Origin of the sequence: Alishewanella jeotgali KCTC 22429 (assembly GCF_000245735.1) — a bacterium.
Lineage (GTDB): Bacteria > Pseudomonadota > Gammaproteobacteria > Enterobacterales > Alteromonadaceae > Alishewanella > Alishewanella jeotgali.
The window spans coordinates 1-26,117 of the sequence record NZ_AHTH01000055.1; the positions used below are offsets into that span (position 1 = coordinate 1).

A 26,117-nucleotide genomic window follows, 5' to 3' on the forward strand; every position below is an offset into this window, starting at 1 on the left:
TACAAGGCAGAGCTTGTGATGTGTAGTTATTCTACATGAGCAAGCGATAACGCAGTAGAAACGCCAGCCAAACGCTGCCCGAAGGGTTCACGCTGGCGGCGCTTTGCTCTTTGTGGCCTGCATGGATGCAGGTCAGGGGCGAGAGCAGGACGCGGTAGCTTCACTCGTCACTTATTTAGAATAACTAAACTGCGCTCCTCGTTTCGCGATCAAAGCGCCGCCAGTGTGAACAAAATCTAAGCAGCAAACGTCAACACGCCCTAATGACTGAGTCTTATCAATATCGCTTATCAGAATTAGCAGTCGCTGATTTAGAACGGATCTATGCTTTCGGGATTTGCAACTATGATATTTCGCAAGAGGATCTTTATTATTATGAATTTTTTCAGATGTTTCAGAAAATAGCAGAAAATCCTTTTTTATTTCAAACGATTGATCACATAAGACCAGGATATAGACGCTGTCTTTGTGGTCGTGACCATATTTATTTTCGTATTAATGGGCAAATAATTGAAATTATGGCAATAATAGGTTCTCAATCATTAGAGTTATGGCTACCTTAACCGGCATACGGAGTTTATATGCGAGCTATCTTTATAACCTTGTTATTATTAATGTCCTCTACTGCTTATGCTGATGATAGGGCCGATCTGACTGCTTTACTAGCCGAATTTCTGGATGGCGCGACCCGTAATGACCCTGCGGTACACGATAAGTATTGGGCGGAAGAACTCATTTATACCAGTTCGGCCGGGCGGCGTTTTGGCAAAGCCGAGTTAATGCAAGGGGTTAATAGTCGTGGTGAGCTGCCAGCGGCTGAGATTAACATGCGTTACAGCAGTGAAGATCTGCAGATCCTGCAATATGGCGATACTGCAGTGGTCGCTTTTACCCTGGTTGGTACCTCAGCGCAGGAAACCTTACGTTTTTTAAATAGCGGCACCTTCGTCAAACGTAATGGTAAATGGCAGGCGGTAAACTGGCAGGCCACCCGCAAGCTGGATTAAATAAAGTTTTGCCAGGCGGCGATCTGAGTAAAAATTCTGAGCGTAAGCTAAGCTAGACTAACGAGCTGTCTAGCAAAGTAGGAGCTAATTATGCCTTATCATCGCGCAGAGCATCTTAATCATCAGGATGTACGGATTGACGAGCTGGTGGTGCATTCTTACGAAATGGGGGTTTATCTGGTCGAGGCCGACTACGATGGTCGTCGTGGTTTTTTGGTTAATGATGACAATCATCCACAGCGGTTTCACAGTGTGGAGCAGGTGAAGCAATCGCTGAGTGATTGTACCGTGCGCCAGGCCTGGTTGGTGCATCAGTCGGCCTACGACGAGATGTGTGGTGGCCCGGAAAAGACTGACAACACTTTAAAAGTGCCGCTTTGGGTCTGAGTGGCTCCAGCTGGACTAATACTGGTTAGATGAATCTGTTTATTTCAGCACAGGCCGGGCGCTACCGGCGCCATGCCTGTGCTGAGTGTTTAATTGCTTAGATGACTTGCGCCAGACGCTGCCACATTTTCTGGTTACGCTGTTTTAGCGTAGCCGCCCGCTCTGCCACCACTGCAGCTAAGGCATCTTTTTCGTGCAGTAGCTGTGCTAAGGCATCTAATAAGCTTTGCTCTGACAGTTCAGCAACACAAAAATCACCCATGCCAAAATCACTCATCATCGCATGATATTTATGGCTCCAGCTGGTGGCGATACAGGGGACACCCTGGCTTAGTGCATTTACTGCACCGTGAAAACGTGAACTGACCGCCAGCTCCGCCTTACCAATAAAATATTTTACCGCCAGCGGATCTTCGATTTGTACCAGGCCGCAGGGCGAACGGGCGGCGATTTCGGCGCATAGCTCAGCATCTTCCTTACCTTCGTGGTTGACCAGCACCGGCTGAATGCCCAATGCCGTCAGATAATCGGCCGCAGCAGCGAAAGCCGCAACATAGTCGCTGCGCATCGCTTCGGCATTGGCATGATTAAACTTGGAGACGACCTTGGAATTTGGGATCAGCGCTGCGAAAGGCACATTCAGCTGTGGCACCTCGGCATTGGCTTCCGCGCTTAAACCGACGGTAAAGTCCGGGGTTAACACCACATGCTCTGGCAGGACATCGACACAGCTTTGTAAATGTTGCAGTGAGACCGGATCACGGACAAAAATCAGCCGTGCGTGCTGAATAATATCGCGCATTGCCGCTTTACTCTCCTTAGAGCTAAAGGGGCCAAAGGCTTGCGGCATAAAGACAAAGGGTTTACCGGCTTTGCTAAAACGCACCACTTCTTTGGCGGTATTCTGCAAGAAAGTCAGCGGCCACTGGTCACCATAAGCAAAGCCACTGGCCTCCAGAATCAGATCGACATCGCGCTCGGTAACCATACCGTAACGTTTAAATAAACGTAGTAAAGGCCCGGGTAGCTTGCCCAGAACACCGGTGAGATCCAGGCCTTTGCGCCGGAATGAGAGTTTTTGCCAGGCGCCATGGCGGGCACGCTCCGGGTAAGGCAGATTGGGGCCGGGAGACAGCACCAGCTCAAAGGATTTATTCAGTTTTTTCAGGCCTTGCAAACAGGCCAATAGCATCAGATAGGCGCCTTTGTTACGGAATTGCACGCCTTTAATTTCGACAAAATAGGGTTTAGTCATAAGGTTTCCTTGATCAGGCTTTTACCCGCAGCAGTTGCCAGAACTGTTCGCGGGTGCGCTTGGCGAAAAATAAAAAGAAGAAAGAGGCATAGGCATAAGAAATCAGCGTCGCCCAGGCGGCACCGACAATGCCGTACTGAGGGATTAGCCATAAATTCAGCCCGACATTTAAAAGCGCACCCATACCATGGCTAAATAGCGATAGTGGTTCTTGTTCGGTGATCACCAGGTGCTGGCCAATCAGATAACGGACAAAGATAAAACAGCCGGACCAGATATGAATTTGTAATACGGTTACTGCGGCGCTAAAGGCTTCACCAAATAATAGCACCACTATCCAATCTGCTGTCAGGCTCATCACCACCGCGATCGCCAGGGCAGCACTAAAAAACAGCAGCGCAAAACGGCGTAGCTTGATTAAATAACCGTCCCAGCTTTTTTCATAGGCTTTTAGCATATCCGGGTAATAGCGCACGGCCAGCGTGGCCGGAAACACATACCACAGCTCCGACAAACGGCTGGCCGCGGCATAGATACCGGCTTGCTCAGTGCCGGCCATTGCACCCAGCATCACAATATCAATTTTCAGATAGATAACAGAGACAATGCCGGATAACCACAGCCAGGATGAGCGTTGTAACAACTGTTTGCCATAGGCCAGGCTAAAGTATTTTGGGTGATAGCCCGGCCAGCGCTGTTGCTCTTCTTTAAAAGGCCGGTGTTTCTGGCGATAGATCCAATATTGGGCCAGCGCGACAATCAAAAACTCGCCGGCGTAAATCAGCAATAAACTGGCAATACCGAAGCCCTGATAGAGCAAAACCAGTTTTAAGCCAAAACTTACCAGTGAAATTATCGATTTAACATAGGCCGGGGTGCGGAAAGTTCCCTGATAATTCAGATAAAATTCAAACAACAGAAAGCCAAAAAACGCCTGCAACATAAACAGCAGCGGTATGGTATAGCTTAAATGGCCGCTAAAGAGTTCGCCATTAAGCAGGTAGAATAGTGCCAGCATCAGGGCGCCGCCGACTAGCCCCAGCCCCAGCCGGATACTGACGGCGGTGTAGAGCATCGTCATGGCTTGCTGACCGCTATCTAGCTTAACCATTTGCCGCACGACCAGATTATTTAGTCCCATGCTGGTTAGCGGCACTAAAAAGGCACTCCACGCCATCACGATAGAGTATATACCCAGCTCACTGGCACCCAGCATGCGGGCGACAAAGATCGTCAGTACTGCACCGGCACTGAGTTTAACCAGCTTGTCACCCAGCATCGCCGTAGCGCGGGCCAGTAAGATTTTTTTAAGCAGTTTCAACCTTTGGCTCCCTGTAAACGGCGGCGTAGCGCCGATAGAATGCGCCAGACATTCTGCAATAGCTGGATATAACCGGCGAATAGCAGCAAAAACAGCAACAACATAATGCCCTCCGGGATCAGCAGATACTCACCGATAATGCCGATACAGGCAAAGATACAAGCCAGAGCGGTAATCAGCGTTAACGATTCGCGGGAGTTCAGGCCCAGACGCAGCGAGATATGGTGTAAGTGTTCGCGATCGGCCTGAAAGGGGGACTGGCCTTTGCGGATCCGTCGCACCATAATAGCGACCATATCCATCAGCGGTATGGCAATTAACCACAGTGCAGTAACGGGCCGGAAACTGGCACTTTCACTCTGGGTGCCGACGATCAGCAGCCAGATCACAGAAAAACCAATTAACATGCTGCCGGCATCGCCCATAAAGATCTTTTTACCGGGCACCAGCTGTAAATTAAACGCCAGATACGGCAGCATAGCGCAGATCAGTACCATCGGTAGCAGCGCCTGTTCAACCTGACCCCACAACAACATAAAGCCGGCAATGGCAACAAAACTAACCAGACTGAGCATGCCGGCTAAACCATCGATACCGTCAGTCATATTAAAGGCGTTAATGGCGGCTATCACCGCAATCAGGGTGACAGGGATGCCGAGAAAACCGAGCCTGACATCGCCATAACCAAATAAATTACCCAGATTTGCCAGGTGCAAATCGAGTACATAGACCATGGCTGCACTCAGCAGTAACTGCACCGCCAGACGTAATTTCACACTCAGATCCAGATAATCATCAAAGGCGCCGAGGATCACCAGCGCACCGGCAAGTGTCAGGTAGTAGCCGGCATCTAAGTCCGCAACCGGAAACAACGCAAAACCAAGCAACATACCGGTAAATACTGATAAGCCGCCGATCAGCGGAATGGCGCCCTGATGTTGCTTACGGCCACGCGGAATATCGACCAGACCAATACGTTGCGATAACGGATAAAAACTTAAAATGGCAAGCAGGCAACCGGCAAAAGCCGTTATCATCAATAGAAGCTGAGTTGTCATAGTGGTTTCTTTTTCATCATCTTTTTATTCAGCTGGCTGTCAGCAGCACTCTGGTGTAATGATACTGCTTAGTGCGACAATAAACGACTAGCTGGCCGCGGTCCTGATAAATAAATTAATGGAACCGGCAATTATCCGTCTTCTCAGGAGTAAAGCACAGGGTGACTGCAACACAACCCCGGGTCCTCGTGATCACTAATATGGGTCCTAAACCCTCATCACCGTTTCAGGGCAACTTTGTGCGCGCCCAGGTCACAGCATTACAGGCTCAGGGCCTGCAACCTGCCTATCATTATATGCGCTGGCACCGTGACTCTTGGCTGAACAGGTTATTGAAGTATCCGGTTTTTTTCCTCGATTTTTGCCGGCGCTTTCTGTTTAGCCGCCAAGGCTATCAGATATTGCACGTCCATTTCTTTTATCCGACAATCTGGTTAGCGCTGGTATACCGTTGGTTACGCAATCCGCAGGCGAAAATTGTCGTCACCTGCCACGGCTCAGATATCTATCATTATCAGCCACCCGGGCGCCTGTATCGCTGGTGCGCGCGGCAGGTGGATAGCTGGATCTTTAGTAGTGAGGCGCTGCAGCAACAATTTTTTATGCAGCCAGAGCGGGCGCAGGTGTTGGCGGCCGGTATTGATAACCGTTATGCTAGCGCGACCTGGCACAGCAAAACCGATAAAGATATTGATTTGCTCTATGTTGGTACACTGGACCAGAATAAAGGGATGGATCGCTTACTGGCTATGTTGCCACAGCTGCACGCCTGGCGCGTAGTGATCGCCGGTTCAGGGCCCTGGCAGGCAGCACTGGCACAAGCCACCGCTGCCTATCCCAATATCACCTTGCTTGGCCCACAAAGTGGTGCGGATTTGCTGGCACTGTATCAGCGCGCCCGTTGCTTTATCAGTTTATCGCGCAAAGAATCTTTTGGTCTGGTAATGGCTGAGGCGATGGCGTGTTATACGCCTGTTGTGGCGACCGATACTGATGGTGCCAGGGCGCAAATACGGCAGGGCGTCACCGGTTATGCTGTGTCACAACAGGATGAAGCCTTATGCCAGCGGCAGTTGCTGGCTGCGATCAGGCAATTACTGGCGCTGGATGAGACCGCCTACCGGCAGTTGCAACAGCAGGGCCGGATGCAGGCTGAGCAAATCTTACTGCCCGTGATCGTGAATAAACTGTGTAAACATTATCAGGAACTTATGTTATGACGAGCACATCCTCGACTGCTATCGCTGAAGTCGGTATTGGTCCGGTTCAGGTGTCGGCCTTTGCCAATATGGCGCAATTGCTGTCCTATATTATCCGTGCTGATGGCTCCGTCTATGCCGGTTCGGCCATTGCCATTAATCCGGAGAAAATTCTGACCGCACTGGAGAACCCGCAGGTGTTAGCCGTGATCCAACAAGCCGATCTGCGCTATGCCGATGGAATTGGGGTGGTTAAAGTGATGCAAAAACGTCTGCAGCGACCGGTGGAGCGGATCCCGGGTTGTGAACTATGGCAGGCGTTGATGGTGCGGGCGGCAGAGTATCGGGTTCCCGTCTATCTGGTTGGTGCCAAGCCCGAAGTGCTGACGCAAACCCGCGATAAGTTGCAGCAGCTTGGGGTGCCGGTAGTGGGCGCGACCGATGGTTATTTTAAAGATGAAGCGCAATTGCTGCAGGCGATCAAAGCCAGTGGCGCCCGCTTTGTCAGCGTGGCGATGGGTTCGCCCAAGCAAGAGTTGCTGATCCAGCGCATCCGGGCAGTCCATCCGGATTGTTTTTATATGGGCGTCGGTGGCACCTATGACGTCTTTACCGGCAACGTAAAACGCGCTCCGGCACTCTGGTGTAAGCTTAATCTGGAATGGGCTTACCGTTTATTGGCGCAACCAAGCCGCATTGGTCGCCAATTACGCTTATTCAGGTACCTGTGGTGGGTGCTGATTGGAAAAATTTAAGGAGCAAAGGGTGAGTGCATTACCGTTAATCAGTGTCTATATGCCTACCTATAACCGGGCACAGATGGCCTGCCGGGCTATCGACTCGGTACTGGCGCAGGATTATCCGAACTTTGAGCTGATCGTGGTGGATGATGCGTCAAAAGATCAGACCTATGAGCAGCTGAGCGAGCGTTATGCTAAAGAACCGCGGGTATGGATCCTGCGGCAGGAACAGGGGCAGGGCGCCTGCGCCGCCCGCAACAGAGCCATTAATGAGGCTCGAGGCGACTTTGTCACCGGCCTGGATGATGATGATGAGTTTTTACCGCAGCGCCTCAGCAGCCTTTATGCGGCCTATGATGATCAATTTAGTATGGTCTGTAGCGCCTATATCTGGGATTACGGTACCTTTAGCAAAACCTTGTTTGCCGATGAAGCTACGGTAAGTCTGAGTGAATTACTGGATTTACACACGCTGTCAAATCAGGCGCTGGTACGCCGAGAGCGGATGTTAGCACTGGGTGGCTTTGATACCGGTCTGGCGGCGTTTCAGGATTATGATATGTGGGTGCGGGTGGTCGCGGCCTATGGCCCGGCGAAGCGGATTGCCAATGCCAGCTATAAGGTGAATGTTGGGCATGAACTCGGCCGGATCACCGATTCGCCAAAACGACTGGACGCACATCAGCAATTTGTTGCCAAACACCGGCCACTGATGAGCGAGCGTAATCTGCAGAATCAGATGTTTTACCGCTTAACGATGCAAAAGAAACCTCTGACACTGACGGAGTTTTTCCGCCAGTGTCGCTATGGCCTGTTAAATCTGAAATGGCGTTATTTTTTAAAGCACAAGTTATCTTGGTTTAGCGCGCTCCGTTTACGGTTGATGAACAAAGGTATCCGGGGTTTGCTCAAAAAATGAACTGGCAAAGCCGGCTGCTTTTCGTGTCGCCGCAACTGTTGGATCGGCTGATCCTGGTGATGGCGGCACTCTTTGTGCTGGTCGACTGGCTAAATGGCCTGTTGCGTCATAGTCTGGGCAGTCTGCTGCCGCTGTCAGCAGCATTTAAAGCCCTGTTATTAGCGCTACTGTTGTGGCGCGGCTGGCAGTTGTGTCGCAGAGAGCTGCGTTTACCTTTACTTCTGCTGGTACTGATGCTACCCGGTCCTTTGTATATCAAATGGTTGACCGGTCATCCTTATTTGTTGAGCGACCTGCAACTGATAGCCAAAGCTGGCGCCATGCTACTGGCACTGGCCTACTTTGCTGCCCGCGCGAAAACACTGCAGCAAGACTATCTGCGTTATGTAGATGCTGTGGTACTGGCAGCCTTTATGCTGTTACTGCTCAATACTGTGCTTGGTGTTGTCGGCTACGGCGGTACTGCCTATCAACCGATGGAGCAGGTAAGTCAAAAATTCCTTGGTATTAAGGGGTACTTTGTTTCTACTAACGAGCTCTCAGCCTTGTTATTAGTGTTAAGCGGCTGGTTACTTTGCCGCAGCTGGCAACGACGGCGCTGGGCCTACCCACTGATTGCGCTGGCAGCTTTCTTTATCGCGGCACTGATGCTGACCAAAACCGGTTTATTTGGCATCCTGCTGTTGGTATTGCTGACGCCCCTGCTATTAATGGATAAAAGACAGTGGCAACAGGCTAAGCCTTATCTGCTGGCCGCTGGCTTGGTATTAGTCGTACTCACCGCTTTGCTGCTCTATCATCTGACCGCCTTGCTGCAGTGGGTAGGGCTATATGACAAGCTACAGTTTGCCTATCAACAGCGGGGGCTGAGCGGCATTTTGTTATCATCGCGCGATTTTTATCTGCAACGTAACTTTGCGTTAGTTGCTGAACACTACCCGCACTGGTTACAGGTATTAGGCGTTGGTCAGGGGGGCGTACGCCTGCTATTGAAAAAGTACTTTATTGAGTTGGATTTTTTCGATCTGCTGCTGTTTTATGGGGTGGCAGGTGCTTTATTGTTCTGCTTAAGTTTTCTGCGTCTGTTTAGTTTGCTGTGGAGTCGCATGGCAAAGAGTGAGCTGGTGTTGCCGTTAGCTTTGCTCAATCTGCTGTTATTGGCAGTGGCTTTGCTAGCCGGGCATGTCCTGACCTCGGGTATGTTATGGTTGCCCTGGGCACTGATTAACGCCGCGGTACTGGTAAATCGTACGCCGTCAGTGTTAACTACAGCCATGCCGCAGACGATTGGCGGGGCGTCGACGCCAGTCGTTCAGCCAGATAGGGAGGCAAGATGAAGGATCTGTTGGAACCCTTTTTATATCCGCAAAACCTGTTGCTTTATGGCCTGCTGCTCGCGTGTCTGCTGTATCGCAAAAAAGGCCTCTGGTTGCTGTGGGGTTTTTACTATCTGGTTGGCAATACCTATATCGCCAATCACGCCCGGCTCTGGTACCAACAGGGCATTTCCAGCGTCACAGCCCCGGCCAGCCTTTATGTGGTGCTGGGTTGTGGTGGTTCAGCAACGCAGCTACCCGCCTGTGCCAGAGCCCGGATCCAGCAACTTAACGCAGAAGTCGCACAGCCGGGGCCTGTGGCGGTCTTAATCACCACCCGTTATTGCCAGCCTTATCTGGATTATCTGCAACAGCAACTCCCCGCCGTGGTTGCTGACTGCTTTGATGCCGGTGACAATACCTATCAGGAGTTTGCCAGTCTGGCGCCACGACTGGCACAGCAGCGGCAAATTCGTTTTATCACCAGTGATTTTCATAGCTGGCGCGTTAGCCGGCTGATCGCGGAATATCAGTTGGACGCCAGCATTGGTGCGGCCAGCAGCCAGACACTGAGGCCGGTAAACTGCAGTTTAAACTGCTTTTTTACCGTCAATCTGTCAAACCTGGATTTTTACAGTAAACTGACCGCAGAGTTTAGCAGTTACGCGGTGTACAAGTTAGGCGGACGCAAGCTCACTGGTGTTTGATCTGACGCCAGCTAAGCAGGGCTAGTAATATGCCACTGATAGCGCCGTAGAGGTGGGCGTCAATCGCCACCTCAGCCGCAATTTGCGCGCTTAGCTCAGGATCTGGACCATACCACTGTTCGCTACCAACCTTGACTGCAACTCCAAGTAAAATAAGGCCACCTGAGTTGAAGCCTTGTCGGATATCGGCAGTGGCGCCATAGCAAAGTAAGCCATGTAAAATGCCGGATAAGCCGACATAAATTTCAACATCCGGAGCCAGCCAGTATAAAGCGAGGCTAGTGCTTAGCGACAGCAGTATCAGCTGCCAGCCGACCGCCATGCGACCTTCGAGTTTGCCATGCAGTAACATTAACACCATTAAACCCAGCAGATTTAGCAGTAAATGCAGCAGATTGCTGTGCAGCAGGTGGCCACTAAATAGTCGCCAGAATTCACCACTACGGATGGCTACGGCCTGATATTCCAGCAGTTGCTGATAAGACGCCGGTAAAAAATACAGCACTGTACTTAACATAAACAGGAGCAGATAGACTTTATAAGACTTTAGCGTAGTTGATAACATTGGGCGGTTGAATTTGCTGTCAGAACTGGTTAGGGTGTCAGGGCGCCATTGATTAGTAAAGTGCTTATTATGAATAAATTCACGCTTTGTTACAGCTTATTATTTTCGGCCATACTGCCATTACAAAGTGTGGCGGTAACGCCACAGGAAACCCGTGAGCCGGAAGCGGCTACGGGGCTGGTGCAACAGCAATTGACCCGTCATGCCAATGCGATGGTCGCGGCTGCGCATCCGCTGGCGGCGGAGGCGGGCAAGCGGATCCTGCAAGCCGGTGGTAGCGCTATTGACGCGGCCATTGCCACCCAGTTAATGCTTGGCCTGGTTGAACCGCAGAGCTCCGGGATTGGCGGTGGCGCCTTTATCCTGCATTTTCAGGCTGACAGTGGTCAGTTAACCAGCTTTGATGGCCGTGAAACGGCGCCTGCTGCCGCCGGCCCCTGGTTATTTGCCGAGGACGGTAAAGTATTAGGCTGGCGAGAAGCCTATGTTGGCGGTAAGTCTGTTGGCGTGCCGGGAGTGTTACGGGCGCTCGCTGATGCCCATCAACAGTTTGGTAAGTTGCCCTGGGCTGCGCTCTTTACCGATACCATCGCCGCTGCAGAGCAGGGCTTTATTGTGAATGAGCGGATGGCGAAACAACTGGCGCTGGGATGGAATCAGGGATTAAGGCAGTTGTCACCGGCAAAAGAGTTTTATTACCCGGATAATCAGCCACTGGCTGCCGGTACCCTATTAAAAAATCCCGAGTACGCGGCCTTATTGCGAAAAATTGCCAGCGAAGGTGTCAGCGCCTTTTATCAGGGCGCGAATGCAGAAGCGCTGGTGCGCACTGTCAATCAGGCTGCGGTCAATCCTGGTACTTTGACGTTACAGGATCTTGCCAATTATCAGGCCCAGCAAAAGGATGCCCTCTGCATTCCGTACCGGGTGTATCAGATCTGCTCGATGACCGCACCCAGCTCTGGTGGGGTGGCGGTACTACAAATTATGGGTATGCTGGCGCAGTTTGATTTGGCAGCGCTTAAACCTAACAGTCTGGAAGCTGTGCATCTGATCAGTCAGGCATCGCGCGCCGCCTTTGCCGATCGAGATCGTTATCTGGCTGATCCGGATTTTGCACCGGTCCCGGTGGCGGGTTTGCTGGCTGCGGAATATCTGAAGCAACGCGCGGCGTTACTAACAGGTCGTGACCAGGCATTTAGCGCCGGTCAACCTGAAGGCGCCCAGCCACTGGCCAGCAGCCAGGCAGTGGAATTTCCCAATACCAGCCACTTGTCAATTGTCGATGCTACCGGCAATGCGGTCAGTATGACCACCAGTATTGAAAACGTCTTTGGCTCGGGCTTAATGGTGAATGGTTATTTGCTAAATAATCAGCTAACCGATTTTAGTTTAGAGCCTGTCGTTGACGGCGTTTTGGTAGCAAACCGGGTTGAGGGCGGTAAGAGGCCGCGCAGTTCAATGGCACCGGTGATGGTGTTTGATGCCGACAATCAACTGAAACTGGTGATAGGATCGCCAGGCGGCAGCCGGATAATTAATTATGTGGCGCAAAGTCTGGTTGCGGTTTTGGATTGGCAACTTGATGTACAACAAGCCCTGAATTTAGCCCGCTTTACCCATCGCAATGATTATCTGGCGCTGGAAGCCGGTACTGAGCTGGTAGAACTAGCGCCGGCACTGCAGGAGCTGGGTTATCAGGTACAACTGCAGGATCTGAATAGTGGTTTACACGCCATTGAGGTCAAGCCAACCCAGCTTGAAGGTGCTGCCGATCCCAGACGTGAAGGGCGGGTAGCCGGATTTTAACAAGGAATACCTTATGATACAGCAACAACAAGTGGATGCCGTACTGATCCTGAGTATGCAACGCTTTGAAAAGAAAAATGCGCTGAACTTACAGATGTACCGCGAGTTATCTGCGGCTTTGCAAAGTGCTGCGGCAAACCCGGCGATCAAGGTCGTACTGCTGCAAGGCAACGAACACTGTTTTAGCAGCGGTAATGATCTGAAAGATTTTTTATCGGCCGGCGAATTAAATCGCCAGCATCCGGTGGTGGAGTTTCTGTATACCGTCGCCGCCTTTCCCAAGCCGCTGGTGGCTGCGGTAGCAGGGTTAGCGATTGGTATCGGCACCACGGTGTTACTGCATTGTGATCTGGTTTATGCGGCGCCGGACTGCCGTTTTCAATTGCCCTTTACCCAGCTGGGGCTTTGTCCTGAGGCCGCTTCCAGTTTGTTGTTACCACAAATCGCCGGTTACCAGCGTGCGGCACAATATTTACTGTTAGGCGAGGCTTTTAGCAGTGAGCAGGCGGCAGCCTTTGGTCTGGTAAATGAGATTGTGCCTGCTGCGCAACTACTGGCGCATGCTGCCAGCAAAGCGCAAGCATTAGCGGCGTTACCAGCGCAGGCGGTACTGGTTAGCAAAGCGCTGTTAAAAGCCAATAATAAACAAACAGAACACGCGATAGCGACAGAGTTGGCAGAGTTTCAGCAGCTCTTGCAAAGCGACAGTTGTCAGCAGCGGCTGCAAGCTTTTTTCAAGCGCAGCTAAAACCGGCTTTGGTTTAGCTAAATTAAGGTACTGGTTCCAGATGATAGGGTGTTTAGGGGCGTATTCAGGTCACGCCCCCAACATAGATTCAGCGAACAGCACTGCTAAAACGGTCGGCCTGTACTTCGCTAACTAACCAGCTGCTGCGTTGTTTAACTAAAATTACATTACGTACTTCCTGAATGCGCTTACCGTCAAATTCACCATCCAGAATTAATTGAATATTGGCATTATTGTGATACTGCTCTCGGAGATTTCGACCACTGCGATTCACGTTAATGGTGACGTTGTCGAAATTCATATTAAATAAAATACGGCCGGCCTGACGGGCTGTGCCGTAAGAGTTTAATAAGTTAGCGAACTCCGGTGTTGCCATACTCTTTGCCTTGTGCAGATCTTTTTCGTTATAAATGGCATGGAAAAACTCACCGGCTATATATTCCGGTGTTCCGAGCTGAGCATTAACCTGAGGGTTCCGTTCGCACGCAGTCAGTGTTAACAGCATTGCCATCAACATAAATAGATATTTTTGCATCTCGCTATCCGTCAGTTAGGGTAAAACGAGGCTCACCGCCGCATTATTAAAAAGTGTGCGACTATTTTAGTGTTATGTAAAGTAAAAAGGCCGCAAAAAGCGGCCTGATGATGTTTCATTGAGACGAGCTAAGACTTATACACTGAGCTCTTGTTCACTAAACACATTGGCAAACAATGGGCTAGTCAGATAGCGCTCAGCCGCGCTGGCCAGTACTACGACAATATTCTTACCCGCGTACTCTGGTAATTCCGCCAGGCGAGCGGCGGCCACAACGGCAGCACCCGAGGAAATCCCAGCCAGAATGCCTTCTTCTTTCATCAGGCGGTGTGCCATGGCAATGGCATCATCGCTGCTGACTTGCTCGACGCGGTCAATTAAATCCAGCTCTAATACTGACGGGATAAAACCGGCGCCAATGCCCTGGATTTTATGCGGACCTGGCTTTAATTCTTCACCGGCTTTGGCCTGGGTAATCACCGGTGATTCCACTGGCTCCACCGCGACACTGACCAGCGGGTGATTTTTTTCCTGTTTAAAGAAACGACTGACTCCGGTAATGGTACCGCCGGTACCGACGCCGGCGACAAAGACGTCAACCTGACCATCCAGATCATGCCAGATCTCCGGGCCTGTGGTTTCAAAGTGAATTTGTGGGTTAGCCGGATTATCGAACTGGCCGAGGATTAAATACTTATCCGGGTTAGAAGCCTGAATTTCCTTGGCTTTTTCAATAGCGCCCTTCATCCCTTTCGGGCCCTCGGTTAGCACCAGATTGGCGCCCAGTGCCTTTAACAGCTTACGGCGTTCTAAACTCATGGTCGCCGGCATGGTCAGGGTCAGTTTATAACCGCGGCTGGCGGCAACAAAGGCCAGCGCAATACCGGTATTACCCGAGGTAGGCTCTACCAGCTCTTTGTCAGCGGTTAGAATGCCACGTTTTTCGGCATCCCAAATCAGCGCTGCGCCTAAGCGGCACTTGACGCTAAAGCTGGGGTTGCGTGCTTCAATCTTGGCATAGACATTCGCGCCTTTAACCACGCGGTTTAATTTGACCAGCGGGGTGCGGCCGATCGACAATGAGTTATCTGCGTATACATTTGCCATAAAAAACTCCAGAATCAGAAGATATTGGTTATAAGAATACGCGTCTTAATAAAAAACTGAAGAAGCATTTGGCTATAAGTTATAGCGGATTGCACTTTAAGCTATGGAAGTTATAAGCTGAGGAAGTTATGTCATTTCAAAGTACTGAAAATTATATTGTCTCCGATGAACTGGCGCTGGCAGTAAATGCGGCTATGACGCTGCAAAAGCCGTTACTGTTAAAGGGCGAGCCGGGTACCGGTAAAACCCGGCTGGCGGAGGAGCTGGCGCAGAGCCTGGGCGCAGAACTGATCCAGTGGCATATCAAGTCGACAACCAAAGCCCAGCACGGCCTCTACGAGTACGACGCAGTATCGCGGTTACGTGATAGCCAGCTTGGCAGTGACAAGGTGCATGACATTGCCAACTACATTAAGCCGGGCAAGCTATGGCAGGCCTTTACGGCACAGCAGCGGCCGGTGTTGTTAATTGATGAGATTGATAAAGCCGACATTGAATTTCCAAACGATTTATTGCACGAGTTGGATCGGATGAGTTTCTATGTGCATGAGACCGGGCAGCAGGTCAGTGCCGCGCAGCGGCCTATTGTACTGATCACCTCGAATAACGAAAAAGAGCTGCCCGATGCCTTTTTGCGCCGCTGTTTTTTTCATTATATCCGCTTTCCTGATGCCGACATTCTACGCCAGATTGTGGCGGTGCATTTCCCGCAGATCCGTCAGCAGCTGCTTAGTACTGCGCTGGACGTCTTTTTTGAACTACGCGAGCTACCGGGGCTGAAGAAAAAGCCCTCGACGTCCGAATTACTGGATTGGTTAAAACTGTTACTGGCAGAGCAGATCCCGGCTGAAGTGTTACAGCAAAAGCAACAGCAGGGCGGCCTGATGCCGATGTTTGGTGCCCTGCTAAAGAACGAACAAGATGTGCAACTGGTCGAAAAGCTGGCCTTTTTGGCCAAGCGGCAAGGGCGTTAAATGCTGGTCGAGTTCTTTTTTACGCTGCGCAAATATGGCCTGAAAAGCAGTATCACTGAGCTGCTGGATTTACTGCAGGCGTTGCAGCAGCAGGTGATTTTTGCCGATACCGAAGCTTTCTATCAGCTGGCCCGGCTGACACTGGTCAAAGATGAAAGCCAGTACGATAAGTTTGACCGGGCTTTTGCCGAGTATTTCGAGGGCGTCGCAGCGATAGATCTGGCCAGCCAGATCCCGGATGATTGGTTAATCCCGGATATTATTCGCCAGCTCTCAGCTGAGGATAAAGCGGCCTTGCAGGGGCTCGGTAGTTTAGAAGAGTTGTTGAAGCAACTTCGCGAGCGCCTGGCTGAGCAGCAAAAGCGCCATGCCGGCGGCAATAAATGGATCGGTACTGGTGGCACCTCGCCCTTTGGCGCTTACGGCTTTAATCCGGAAGGGGTGCGGATTGGTCAACAAGGCAGTGGCGCACGGCGCGCGGTAAAGGTGTGGGATAAACGCGAATTTAAAGATTTAGATAGCCAAAGCGAGTTGAATAACCGCAGTATTAAACTGGCACTGCGTCAGCTCAGACGCTTTGCCCGTAGCGGTGCCGCGACCGAGCTGGATCTGAACGGCACCATTCAGGCTACGTCTGAGCAGGGCGGTTATCTGGATCTGCGTTTTGTACCAGAGCGGCATAATGCGGTTAAGGTGCTGATGCTGTTTGATGTTGGTGGTTCGATGGATGATTATATTGAGCTGTGTCAGCAAGTCTTTGCTGCCGTGCGCACTGAGTTTAAACATCTGGAGTTTTTTTACTTTCATAACTGTGTCTACGAAGGCGTCTGGCGCAATAATCAACGCCGCCATACCGAGCAAGTCAGTGTGCTGGATCTGATCCACACCTATGGCAGTGACTATAAACTGATTTTTGTCGGCGATGCCACTATGGGCCCCTATGAAATTGATTACCCGGGCGGCAGCGTCGAACACTGGAATCAGGAGCCGGGCCGGCTTTGGTTAGAGCGATTGCTGGCACAGTATCCAAAAGCGGTCTGGCTGAACCCACAACCGGAGCAGTGGTGGCGGCATTATCAGTCAATCAGTATTATTAAAGACATTATGCAGCAGCGGATGCAGCCGTTAACGCTGGAAGGGTTAACCCAGGCCATCAAACTTCTCAGTTAAGCGCATTGCAAAGATGCTGTAAGGATAAAGCGAAGCGAGACAGATGTTGACAGTAGAATTGGCAGTGATTTTGTTAAATGCGGTGTTGTTGCTGTTGGCCTACTTCTGGTGGTATCCCAGAGTAGCCGGCGCTGATCTGCGTAAAGTGGCGGTATTTGATACCCTGATAACGCTGCTGGCGTTGTTGATTGTCGGTTCCCGCTTCTGGGGCACGGAGCAAGCTTTTGAACTCTTTGGTTTTCATACTAATTGGTTCTGGTTTACTCTGGTGACTTATCTGATCCTGGAAATGCCGCTGGCCATCTGGTATTTCCGCCGCTATGGCCCACCGCGCTAGCGACCTATTCCGGTTCGGCTTGTTGTCTGGCGCGACGTAGCGCCGCTTCGTCACTGGCCGCCTGAATTTCACTGAGGATAGCGTCAAGATCGACAGCACCTTGCTGCTCGTTGTAGCAGCCGGTTAAGGGGTGCTTGGGGTCGAGATTGCCGGCTTCAAATAAGGCCCAGATTTCATCGGCATAGCGGGTTGCCGCCAACTCCGGCGCAAAGCGGGCATAGTAGGCGGTAATATTGTCGACATCGCGTTTCAGCATCCAGCGCGCATTATTATTGGCCGCGGCATCCACCGCCTGGGGTAAGTCGATAATTACCGGCCCCTCGCTGCCTTGCAGCACATTAAACTCAGACAGATCGCCATGCACCAGGCCTACTGCCAACATCTGCAGTATGGCTTGCATCATTTGATGATGGTCTTGCCTTGCTTGTTCTGCCGTTAAGCTGATGTCATTTAAGCGTGGGGCGACATCGCCTTCGGCATCGACCACCAGTTCCATCAACAGTACGCCGTCATAGCAACCGTAGGGCGTCGGCACCCGGACACCGGCAGCAGCCAATTTAAACAGGGCATCGACTTCAGCCGATTGCCAGCTTTCTTCAGCCTGCTCACGGCCAAACCCTGAGCCTTTTTCCATCGCTCTGGCGCGACGCGAGTTTCTGACTTTACGGCCTTCCTGATATTGGGCGGCCTTTTTAAAGCTGCGCTGGCTTGCGTCTTTATAGACTTTGGCGCAGCAGATCCGCCCGGCGCTTTGCACCACATAGACGGACGCCTCTTTGCCACTCATTAAGGCATAATGCACTTCATCAATTAAGCCTTCCTCCAGCAGAGGGTGTAAGCGGGCTGGCGTTCTCATAATGTGGCCTTAACAGAGTGGAGGGTAGTCAGACCGGCAGCGAAGTGCGGTCTGAGCACCGTCTGAGCTTTGAGCTTAGAGTTCAAGCTTATAGTTCAAGATAATGCGGCCAGCCCAGTAGTGGGCTTTGCAGGCCTTGTTTATGTTCAAACGCATCCAGCTTTTCCGGGCTGGCATCGGCTTGTTGCAATTTTTGATAGTCGCGGCAAAAGTGTAGGGTACGCAATAGCGCCGGAATAAAATGCTGGCCCAGATCAGCGCGGATCGCGTCGGCGTTAGCCTTGGGTAAGGCCGATAGCACTGCCTCGGTTTGTAAGCTAAGGTAGGTATCGTTAAACCAATGTTCGGCCAGGCTGATTTGCCGCAAGCGTTTTTTCAGATCCTGCTTCACTTTGTCGCCACTACAGAGCGCGCGGTACAGCACGATTTCGGCCAGCACTTCTTCCAGACTAAAGTGTTCAAATTCGTCAAAAACCTGCTGCTGGTAAAAGTGTTGCCGTAACAGCTGCATCGCCTGATGCCGGTGATGTTCAGTCAGGGCTTGCTGATAAGCCTGCCAACCTGGCCAGTCTTCAGCATCCGGCGGCGAGGAGACTTGCTGTAATAGCTGTTCATCGACGTCGCCATATAACGAGGCTTTGCCTGGGACTTTCTTGCTGACCAGACTTAACATCGACCAGCCTTTTTGAAAGGGCTTAACCACACCCTCCGGGCTTAACAGCAGAGCTAGCGCCTGTCTGGCATCGCCATCTGACAAGGCCTGTAGGCCCAGACTGGTGATACCAATCACATCGTGTGCGGCCTGTTCTAACAGATGCATCTTGTACTTATTGTAGAATTTATCTGCAAACTTCAGGCTCATCAGCACCGCTTTGCTTTTGATCTGTTGCAGCTGTTCGGCACTGAGTTGTTGCTCAGCGCGTGCTAAGGTCAGGACCTGGCTTAAAAATGGGCCGGCACCCTGCTCACGTACTACTAACTGCATTGAAAAGTCCTTTAATCCAGAAAACTGAACATATCGTCGACTTCGGCAAACTCATCTTCGACCTTGTTCTTTTCTTTCGCCTGCATCACCAGTTCAGTGGCAAATTTGCTGATGATGGCTTCCCAGCCCGATTTCTCATCGCGGATCAAGGCTTTGATCGAGGTTTCAACCTTAGGGGTCAGTTGCCGGATCAGCGCCAGTAAACTTTTCGGATCATCATAGCCAATATTGTGCGCATCTTCCGCCAGTTGCCGCTCTGTATAGCTTTCGGCTTCTTCCAGATGTTCCTCATCTTCGTACAGCTTATCTTCCCAGTAGTTTTCATACTCAAGAATTTCACCGCGATAGATCTCAATAAAGGGGATTGACAGATAAAACAGACCCGCCGGATCTTCGGCTATGCATTCCAGAATTTCTGCCTGTTTTTCTTCGTTGTCCTGAGTGCGGATCAGGTAGGTCAGAAAGTCGAAAGTATGTTGCTTTAGCTCTTCGGCGTTATTTTTGATTTTCTCTTCCCAATACAGCGGTTGCTGGCAGACGATGTCACGGATTTTCTCCGGTGTCATTAGCTCGGAAATAATCGAAGGGAACGAGAGATCATGCTGACTGTTAATTTGCGTCAGGGTCACGATATCAATTTGTTCAATGACCTCGGACAGCTGCTCATCGCTCATGGTATTGGCAATGATCTCGAAGCGTTCGCTGGCTTGCTTCGGCTCCACCAGCGCCAGTTGTTTAATTTCATCAGCCGCGATTTTAATCAGCTCAGTACTCATTATTAGCCCTCGTGCTTAAAGCGGATTTCATCGTATTGATCGTCGTAGCCTTCTTCATCGCTATCCTCTTCATCGGCATAGGGATCATCATAATCCGCCATATCCTCATCATTTTCATCGTCTTGATAGTCGTCGGCTTGGTCGGTGTCTCGCGATTTGGCAGGTAAAGGCTTATCCTGGCTAAGTAAATACAGCGCAGCGCAGGCCTCAATTAAGACGCTTTCTGAGTAGGCCCGAATGGCTTTAACTAAGGCCAGATCGGCATTATTAAAGGCAACTGAGACTTTAAATTCGTCCCAGGACGGCACCTTGCCGCTGCTGAGCCATTGTTGCCATTTGAGCTTAGCGGCGCTCGGGAACTGCACCCGGCCAAACAATGCCATCGGCAGGTATTCCGGTACCGACTCCAGCATTTCCGGATCGGCCAGCAATACGGCTTTCATTTTGCTGGTAAATTGTTCCAACGCTTTCGGCTGCTCGGGATCGATATAGGAGTCCATATTTTCCCGGGCATCGGTTGTTAGCTGTTTAATTTTTGCCAGATTAAGTTTGGTCGCCATCTTGGTCTCACGCGTAATATTCGTCCCACAGCTCGCGCATTGCCGCGGCCGGGTCATTCACAATAACGTTGTTAAAGTCTTTTAAAAAGGCACTGCGCTGTTTCGGATCGGACAGCACCTCGTAAGCGGTTTTTACCTGCTGTAGCTGTGTCGCGGCCCGTTGTTGTTCATCTTCCGACAAACCATGCAGTTTATCCGGATGATATTTATTGGCCAGCCGCCGGTAAGCTTTTTTGATGTCTTCGTCACTGGCATTCGTTTTTACGCCCAGGATCCGAAAATGATTTTGCATCGCTGTGGTTCCTCAGATCGCTAACGGTTAAGCGCCTTGCGTCGCTAATCTGTCGCGCAGCTATGATAAAGGGCTGATCATAGCAGATTGCACTGCTCAGCACATAGCAGGAGTTTTTTTAAATCGCCCCCTTGTTTATCGCCGGGCGCACCGTCATCATAAGCAGCATAACTGCAATCTGCTGCAGTTGTTGTCGTTGGCGGGAAGTGATGCGCTGGTTCAGTGGTTTAGCCATTTTGTTGTACCTGAGTTTATTGTGCACGCCACAAGGCTTTGTGGTGCACGATTTACGTCTGGCACCACTGGCCGATCAGCAACTGACAGCTGTTACCGCCAAACCACATAGCCTAAATGAGCGCACTCTGGCTGCGGATGACAATGATGACGTTGTCAGCGGTGGCGAAAACGTCGCCCCGGCTGTTACCGCACCGCCGGTAATCACTGCCTTACCTGCTTTTGCTGCTGCCGGCTTTTATCGGTACTTCAGCGCCCGTGGCCCGCCACAACCCTAATCCCAATCGTTAAGTATCTATATTGGGCGCCCTCTGGGTTTGCCTGTGTTTGGGTTTATGGTAATGGAGCTGTTATGCAGCTATTTCGTAATGATCTGTCGATCAATTTTATGCGTTGGCGTTGGCTGGCCGTGGTGCTGTCCAGCCTTTTAGTGGTGTTGTCTTTAGTGTTATTACTGACCCGCGGTTTGAACTGGGGATTGGATTTTACCGGCGGTACTGTGCTGGAGCTTAGTTTCGCGCAGGCGGCCAACCTCGATCTGCTGCGGCAACAGCTGACGCAGGCCGGCTATGCAGAGGCGGTAGTGCAGTTTTTTGGCAGTACCCATGATGTGTTGGTGCGGTTACCGTCAGAGGCGGGCGCAGTGCAACAGCAGGTCGGGGACCAGGTGTTTCGTGCCTTACAGGCGCAGAGTGAGGTGGCAATGACACTGAGCCGGGTCGAGTTTGTCGGGCCGAGCGTCGGTGAAGAGTTAAAACAGGATGGTGGCCTGGCGGTATTGGTCGCCCTGTTGGGGATCCTGGTGTATGTTGGCTTTCGTTTTGAATGGCGGCTTTCGCTGGGAGCCGTCTTGTCGCTGGCGCACGATGTTATCCTCACCCTGGGGCTATTTTCGCTGTTACAACTGGAGTTTGACCTGACAGTGCTGGCGGCCATTTTGGCGCTGATTGGCTACTCGATTAACGATACGATAGTCGTATTTGACCGGGTACGGGAGATGTTCCGCAAGCTGCGTGACGAAACGGTACTGGAAACCATCAATCAGGCGATCACTTCCACCTTAAACCGTACAGTAATCACCTCACTAACGACCATGCTGGTGTTGGTGGTATTGTTTTTCAAAGGTGGGGCTTTGATCCACGGCTTTGCGACAGCACTGTTGTTTGGTATTGCCGTGGGTACCTATTCGTCAGTCTATGTTGCCAGCGGTGTGGCAGTGTTGCTCGGACTAAGCCGCGAAGACCTATTGGCCCCTAAACCCGTTTCTGAGCAGGAAGAGCTGCAGCCTTAGGCTGCAGCAGTAGTTTAATACCAGCGCGGATCAAGCTGCAGTTTAAACAGCAGTGGCGAAAACTGCTGAAACGCCGCAGCATTATCCGGACATTGAATATTCTCCGGATAATGCCGCTTCCATGGATCGTTGACGAGCACCACCTGATCACCTACCACGGCAACACCCTCGATCGAGGTATTGGCCAGCGGCTCATAGGGCGGGCAACTGCTGTCTGGACGGGTCGGCGCGTAAAAACGCAGTGGAATCACCTTTGCCGGTTGCTGGCGGCTTAAATCCAATACCCAGAGCTGATCATCATTGCGTGCCGCAGCCAGCAGATAACCGGGATGGCCCTCTTTTCTGGCGGGCAGAAAGTCCAGACCATTGATCGGGTGATCTTTGGCATCTGGTACCGGCAGCGGCAACTTAAGGTCGGCAACCTTAACAAAATCATCGCTGAGCCAGAAATCGTCGCTATAGGGCGTGACAAAGATCATCGGCGCATTGGCCTGATTTTTCTCCAGTGCCAGATACAGGTTACGTTGATTATCAAACGCCAGGCCTTCAATGCCATCATTCGGGAAGTTACCAACCTGAGCTGCTGCCGGGAACTGTACTGGCCGCACCGCTACGACTTCGGCAAAGCTTAAGGCTTTATCGGTACGGATTTTTACCAGTAAGGTCGGATAGGCGGTGGAATGGGTAACGCCGAAGCGCTGGGCACATTCCCCGCTTAAGTGAAATTTGCTGGAGTCTTCGGTTACGCTGATTAGCGTGCTGTCATCCAGGCGATCCCAGGTCAGGGATTCCCAGTCCGGATCGCCGGCTAACAGCTCGGCAAAGCAGCTCTGTTTTAGCGCTGGGTTAACGCTAATGGCGAGGGGAGGGGCGACCAGCTGCCCGGTTGCCGGGTTGATCCGCAGCAACTTGTTTCTAAGCGCTGGGGTCGCACTATTATCACCAATATGCACCAGTTCACCATGGCGGTAGGTTAACCCTGAGCTTTGTGGGTCCGGGATCGTCTGTCCATTGCCATCGGTCAGCCATTGGCCAGCGAGATGCTGTTCGGTTAACCATAGCGCAGGGGGATTTGCCGCGACAGCAAGGCAGCCAGCAAGGTTGAGAATGCAGCCCGCGGCGAAAAGTAAAGATGTAACAGCAGGTTTCATTAGCGAATAGTCCGGAAATAAAAGGCGTATTCTGCCAGTGTCGGATGACAATTCAAGTTTTGCTGCGCTACGGGCAACAAAAAACCCGGCGGACCGGGTTTGGCTTGTTAGTGCTTGGCTTTCGCTGCGCTCTGCTTTGTCAGCGCTTGGCTGGGTCTACACTTGGCTGTGCGGTTAATAACCCTGAGCGTGTACATCGCGCACGGCACGACCAGACGGATCCGTCAGCTCGGCCATTTTGGCATCCCAGGCCAGGGCTTCCGGCGTCGAGCAGGCGACGGATTTACCGCCCGGTACACAGGCAATGGCGCCAGCATGCGGGAAGTGCTCTTCAAAGATCACCCGATAGTAATAGGCTTCTTTGCTGTCCGGCGTATTGACCGGGAAGCGGAAGGCGGCAGTCGCCATCTGCTGATCACTGATCTCTTTCGCGGCATGGGCTTTCAGGCTGTCGATCCAGTTATAGCCAACGCCATCTGAGAATTGCTCTTTCTGACGCCACAGGATTTCATTCGGTAGTAAACCATCAAAGGCCTGACGCAGGATATGCTTTTCCATCTTACCGCCACCGCACATCTTCGCTTGCGGGTTTAAACGCATCGCCACGTCCATAAATTCCTTATCCAGGAAGGGCACCCGGGCTTCAATACCCCAGGCTGACATTGCTTTGTTGGCGCGGTTACAGTCGAACATATGTAAGCGCTCCAGCTTACGCAGCGTCTCTTCGTGGAACTCTTTGGCGTTGGGCGCCTTATGGAAATACAGATAGCCGCCGAAGATTTCGTCCGAGCCTTCGCCCGATAGCACCATCTTAATGCCCATGGCTTTGATTTTCCGTGCCATCAGATACATCGGGGTCGAGGCACGGATGGTGGTAACGTCATAGGTTTCTAAATGATAAATCACATCACGCAGCGCATCTAAGGCTTCCTGCACACTAAAATGGATGGTGTGATGCACAGTACCGATGGCGTCCGCGACCTTTTGTGCGGCCGCCAGATCCGGTGAGCCGGGCAAGCCAACGGCAAAAGAGTGCAGCCGTGGCCACCAGGCTTCACTTTGATCATCATCTTCCACCCGGCGCTTGGCAAACTGCTGAGCAATTGCCGAAATCAGTGATGAATCCAGACCACCGGATAACAGCACGCCATAGGGCACGTCTGACATCAGGTGGGTTTTGACACTGTGTTCCAGCGCGGCCTTTAACTCCGCTTCGCTGGCCGGATTATCTTTTACTGCGTCATAGGACATCCAGTCACGCTGATAGTATTTACGCAGTTCGCCAATTTTGCTGTCAAAGTAATGACCTGGTGGGAATTCTTTAATTTGCTTGCAGACCGGCACCAGCGCCTTTAACTCTGACGCTACAAATAACTGACCATGCTCGTCATAGCCATAGTACAGCGGAATAATACCGATATGGTCACGGGCGATCAGGTAGCGGTCTTGTTCGGCGTCGTACAGCACAAAAGCGAACATACCATGCAGGCTGTCGATAAACTCAGCGCCGTGCTCTAAATACAGCGGTAGAATGACCTCACAATCCGACTTAGTTTTAAACGGATAGGGTGTGGCCAGGTTTTTTTCCAGCTGTTTGTGATTGTAGATCTCGCCATTCACTGCCAGAATGTGATTTCGATTATCATTAATGAGGGGTTGGGCACCATTTTCAGTATCTACGATGGCCAGGCGCTCGTGCACCAGAATGGCATTGTCGTTATTCCAGATCCCGGACCAATCCGGGCCACGATGACGTAATAACTTAGATAACTGCAGCGCCTGCTGGCGCAATGCTTTAACATCGGTTCTGATGTCAAGCACCCCAAATATCGAACACATGATAACCTCTGATAATCAAATTAATAACACATAGTTTGGCAGTATGTACGTCTAAACGTACCCCCTGACTGTGCCATGCCCGCTTAAAATTGCAAGTGCTTTTTGGGCTGCTGGGCGAAATTTATCACTGCTCCGATTACTGAAAGTCAACAATGCTGAAAAATTCATCAAAAAGCCGTTTTACCCCACCTACCGACTGGTCTGCCGTCTTACTGACGGCCAATCCAATCTTTACTGATTTGTTGGCGCGTTTTCCTCTGCAAAACCAGAGTCATTGGCCTGAACCGGCTCAGCTCAATAACTGGCGGAGTCATACCGACTTTAGCTTTGTTGAAAATGCCTTATTGGAGCAAGACGGCCGTTACTATGAAGACTTTATTTTTGCCACCCGGCAAATTCCGACCCGGGCAGCAAACTGGCATGACTTTTTTGGGGCGCTGATTTGGTGTTTGTTGCCCCGCACTAAGGCACTGTTAAACCAACTGCATATTGCGGAAATTGCCAAGCATGGTCAAAAACAACGCACTCAGCTGCGCAATAAGCTGACGCTATTTGATGAGTGTGGAGTGGTACTGTGTCTGGAACCCTCAGCGGTGGCACATGCCGGCTTACTGCGTGATCACCAGTGGAAACAAAGCTTCTGGCTGCAGCGAGCTGACTGGTGGCAGGGGGTGCGGCCGCTGATCTTTGGTCATGCCATCTATGAAATGGCGACTGTGCCCTTTCTCGGGTTGACGGCCAAGGCGGTGTTTATCGAGGTGCCTGCTGGCTTTAGCCAGTGGTCTTTAACAGATGCTTACACTTTTCTCGATGAAAAGCTGCTGCTGCAAATTGCTAACAATCACTTACTGCTTGATAATCTGCAGCTAACACCGCTACCCTTGCTGGGGGTACCAGGCTGGTACGTTGCAAATCAACAGGCGGAGTTTTATGCAAATACGGATTATTTTCGTCCACGTAGAAGGCCATAACAGGACAG

General features: G+C 51.3%; 29 protein-coding genes. 16 read left to right on the forward strand and 13 right to left on the reverse strand.

Features of this window, described 5'->3' with window-relative positions; all coding sequences use genetic code 11:
• Positions 1-263 precede the first annotated feature (263 nt).
• The 3 genes from AJE_RS16515 (at position 264) to AJE_RS16525 (ending at position 1,394) form a co-directional block, all read left to right on the forward strand.
• Positions 264-563: a type II toxin-antitoxin system RelE/ParE family toxin gene (locus AJE_RS16515; RefSeq protein WP_008951804.1), complete on the forward strand. Its 300-nt coding sequence runs from the start codon at positions 264-266 to the stop codon at positions 561-563.
• An 18-nt stretch (positions 564-581) separates the two neighbouring features.
• Positions 582-1,007, forward strand: a complete 426-nt coding sequence (locus AJE_RS16520) for a nuclear transport factor 2 family protein (RefSeq protein WP_008951805.1) — start codon at positions 582-584, stop codon at positions 1,005-1,007.
• Positions 1,008-1,097: 90 nt separating this feature from the next.
• A complete protein-coding gene (locus AJE_RS16525; protein ID WP_008951806.1) occupies positions 1,098-1,394 on the forward strand; it encodes a DUF6482 family protein in 297 nt (98 codons plus the stop codon).
• A 97-nt stretch (positions 1,395-1,491) separates the two neighbouring features.
• Here AJE_RS16525 and AJE_RS16530 read toward each other — a convergent pair whose 3' ends face one another.
• From AJE_RS16530 to wecA, 3 genes are read right to left on the reverse strand one after another with little or no spacing between them, the layout of a single operon-like run.
• Entirely contained in the window at positions 1,492-2,649 is a 1,158-nt protein-coding gene (locus AJE_RS16530; RefSeq protein ID WP_008608155.1) for a polysaccharide pyruvyl transferase family protein, read from the reverse strand.
• Between the two features lie 13 nt (positions 2,650-2,662).
• Positions 2,663-3,970 (reverse strand): flippase, encoded by a 1,308-nt coding sequence (locus AJE_RS16535; protein ID WP_008951807.1) that lies wholly within the window; start codon positions 3,968-3,970, stop codon positions 2,663-2,665.
• Positions 3,967-5,028, reverse strand: a complete 1,062-nt coding sequence (gene wecA / locus AJE_RS16540; RefSeq protein ID WP_237709387.1) for a UDP-N-acetylglucosamine--undecaprenyl-phosphate N-acetylglucosaminephosphotransferase — start codon at positions 5,026-5,028, stop codon at positions 3,967-3,969. Before wecA ends, AJE_RS16535 begins: the two co-directional genes overlap by 4 nt.
• A gap of 161 nt (positions 5,029-5,189) precedes the next feature.
• Between wecA and AJE_RS16545 the strand changes: the two genes are divergently transcribed.
• From AJE_RS16545 to AJE_RS16565, 5 genes are read left to right on the forward strand one after another with little or no spacing between them, the layout of a single operon-like run.
• A complete protein-coding gene (locus AJE_RS16545) occupies positions 5,190-6,248 on the forward strand; it encodes a glycosyltransferase family 4 protein (protein WP_237709388.1) in 1,059 nt (352 codons plus the stop codon).
• A complete protein-coding gene (locus AJE_RS16550; RefSeq protein WP_008951810.1) occupies positions 6,245-6,982 on the forward strand; it encodes a WecB/TagA/CpsF family glycosyltransferase in 738 nt (245 codons plus the stop codon). Before AJE_RS16545 ends, AJE_RS16550 begins: the two co-directional genes overlap by 4 nt.
• Before the next feature lie 10 nt (positions 6,983-6,992).
• Positions 6,993-7,886, forward strand: coding sequence for a glycosyltransferase (locus AJE_RS16555; protein ID WP_008951811.1), 894 nt, complete (start codon positions 6,993-6,995; stop codon positions 7,884-7,886).
• A complete protein-coding gene (locus AJE_RS16560) occupies positions 7,883-9,223 on the forward strand; it encodes an O-antigen ligase family protein (RefSeq protein ID WP_008951812.1) in 1,341 nt (446 codons plus the stop codon). Before AJE_RS16555 ends, AJE_RS16560 begins: the two co-directional genes overlap by 4 nt.
• Positions 9,220-9,909: a YdcF family protein gene (locus AJE_RS16565; RefSeq protein WP_008608172.1), complete on the forward strand. Its 690-nt coding sequence runs from the start codon at positions 9,220-9,222 to the stop codon at positions 9,907-9,909. The genes AJE_RS16560 and AJE_RS16565 overlap by 4 nt, the downstream gene beginning before the upstream one ends.
• Here the strand turns inward: AJE_RS16565 and rrtA are convergent.
• Positions 9,896-10,426: a rhombosortase gene (gene rrtA, locus AJE_RS16570; RefSeq protein WP_237709389.1), complete on the reverse strand. Its 531-nt coding sequence runs from the start codon at positions 10,424-10,426 to the stop codon at positions 9,896-9,898. The two genes, AJE_RS16565 and rrtA, sit on opposite strands and share 14 nt — an antisense overlap.
• 117 nt (positions 10,427-10,543) lie before the next feature.
• Between rrtA and ggt the strand changes: the two genes are divergently transcribed.
• Positions 10,544-12,283, forward strand: a complete 1,740-nt coding sequence (gene ggt, locus AJE_RS16575; protein ID WP_008951813.1) for a gamma-glutamyltransferase — start codon at positions 10,544-10,546, stop codon at positions 12,281-12,283.
• 13 nt (positions 12,284-12,296) lie between these two features.
• Entirely contained in the window at positions 12,297-13,031 is a 735-nt protein-coding gene (locus tag AJE_RS16580) for an enoyl-CoA hydratase-related protein (RefSeq protein ID WP_008951814.1), read from the forward strand.
• A gap of 88 nt (positions 13,032-13,119) precedes the next feature.
• On the opposite strand, the gene AJE_RS16585 is transcribed toward AJE_RS16580, so the two are convergent.
• Together AJE_RS16585 and cysK are read right to left on the reverse strand one after the other, a co-directional pair.
• On the reverse strand, positions 13,120-13,566 hold the full coding sequence (locus AJE_RS16585; protein ID WP_008951815.1) for a hypothetical protein: 447 nt from the start codon (positions 13,564-13,566) through the stop codon (positions 13,120-13,122).
• A 135-nt stretch (positions 13,567-13,701) separates the two neighbouring features.
• Positions 13,702-14,673, reverse strand: coding sequence for a cysteine synthase A (gene cysK, locus AJE_RS16590; protein ID WP_008951816.1), 972 nt, complete (start codon positions 14,671-14,673; stop codon positions 13,702-13,704).
• Positions 14,674-14,801: 128 nt separating this feature from the next.
• Between cysK and AJE_RS16595 the strand changes: the two genes are divergently transcribed.
• From AJE_RS16595 to AJE_RS16605, 3 genes are read left to right on the forward strand one after another with little or no spacing between them, the layout of a single operon-like run.
• Positions 14,802-15,647, forward strand: coding sequence for an AAA family ATPase (locus AJE_RS16595; protein WP_008608188.1), 846 nt, complete (start codon positions 14,802-14,804; stop codon positions 15,645-15,647).
• Positions 15,648-16,817, forward strand: a complete 1,170-nt coding sequence (locus AJE_RS16600; RefSeq protein WP_008951817.1) for a vWA domain-containing protein — start codon at positions 15,648-15,650, stop codon at positions 16,815-16,817. It abuts the gene before it with no gap.
• Between the two features lie 43 nt (positions 16,818-16,860).
• Positions 16,861-17,154: a hypothetical protein gene (locus tag AJE_RS16605; RefSeq protein WP_008951818.1), complete on the forward strand. Its 294-nt coding sequence runs from the start codon at positions 16,861-16,863 to the stop codon at positions 17,152-17,154.
• A 4-nt stretch (positions 17,155-17,158) separates the two neighbouring features.
• Here the strand turns inward: AJE_RS16605 and AJE_RS16610 are convergent, their stop codons facing one another.
• From AJE_RS16610 to atcJ, 5 genes are all read right to left on the reverse strand, one after another.
• The gene (locus AJE_RS16610) at positions 17,159-18,010 is read right to left on the reverse strand and encodes a PA4780 family RIO1-like protein kinase (protein ID WP_008951819.1); all 852 of its coding nucleotides are present in this window, start codon (positions 18,008-18,010) and stop codon (positions 17,159-17,161) included.
• 88 nt (positions 18,011-18,098) lie between these two features.
• Positions 18,099-18,995 (reverse strand): cold adaptation protein AtcC, encoded by an 897-nt coding sequence (gene atcC / locus AJE_RS16615; RefSeq protein WP_008951820.1) that lies wholly within the window; start codon positions 18,993-18,995, stop codon positions 18,099-18,101.
• Positions 18,996-19,006: 11 nt separating this feature from the next.
• On the reverse strand, positions 19,007-19,771 hold the full coding sequence (gene atcB / locus AJE_RS16620; RefSeq protein ID WP_008608194.1) for a cold adaptation protein AtcB: 765 nt from the start codon (positions 19,769-19,771) through the stop codon (positions 19,007-19,009).
• A 2-nt stretch (positions 19,772-19,773) separates the two neighbouring features.
• A complete protein-coding gene (atcA, locus tag AJE_RS16625) occupies positions 19,774-20,331 on the reverse strand; it encodes a cold adaptation protein AtcA (protein ID WP_008951821.1) in 558 nt (185 codons plus the stop codon).
• A 7-nt stretch (positions 20,332-20,338) separates the two neighbouring features.
• Positions 20,339-20,623, reverse strand: coding sequence for a cold adaptation protein ActJcold adaptation protein ActJ (gene atcJ, locus AJE_RS16630; RefSeq protein WP_008608197.1), 285 nt, complete (start codon positions 20,621-20,623; stop codon positions 20,339-20,341).
• Positions 20,624-20,832: 209 nt separating this feature from the next.
• On the opposite strand from atcJ, the gene AJE_RS16635 reads away from it, so the two are divergent.
• Both AJE_RS16635 and secF read left to right on the forward strand, forming a co-directional pair.
• The gene (locus tag AJE_RS16635; RefSeq protein WP_008951822.1) at positions 20,833-21,135 is read left to right on the forward strand and encodes a hypothetical protein; all 303 of its coding nucleotides are present in this window, start codon (positions 20,833-20,835) and stop codon (positions 21,133-21,135) included.
• Positions 21,136-21,209: 74 nt separating this feature from the next.
• Positions 21,210-22,148 (forward strand): protein translocase subunit SecF, encoded by a 939-nt coding sequence (secF, locus tag AJE_RS16640; RefSeq protein ID WP_008951823.1) that lies wholly within the window; start codon positions 21,210-21,212, stop codon positions 22,146-22,148.
• Between the two features lie 14 nt (positions 22,149-22,162).
• Here secF and AJE_RS16645 read toward each other — a convergent pair whose 3' ends face one another.
• Positions 22,163-23,299: a hypothetical protein gene (locus AJE_RS16645; RefSeq protein WP_008951824.1), complete on the reverse strand. Its 1,137-nt coding sequence runs from the start codon at positions 23,297-23,299 to the stop codon at positions 22,163-22,165.
• A gap of 174 nt (positions 23,300-23,473) precedes the next feature.
• Positions 23,474-25,138 (reverse strand): asparagine synthase B, encoded by a 1,665-nt coding sequence (gene asnB, locus AJE_RS16650; protein WP_008951825.1) that lies wholly within the window; start codon positions 25,136-25,138, stop codon positions 23,474-23,476.
• Between the two features lie 152 nt (positions 25,139-25,290).
• Between asnB and AJE_RS16655 the strand changes: the two genes are divergently transcribed.
• Positions 25,291-26,109: a DUF3025 domain-containing protein gene (locus tag AJE_RS16655; protein ID WP_008951826.1), complete on the forward strand. Its 819-nt coding sequence runs from the start codon at positions 25,291-25,293 to the stop codon at positions 26,107-26,109.
• The last annotated feature ends 8 nt before the right edge of the window (positions 26,110-26,117 follow it).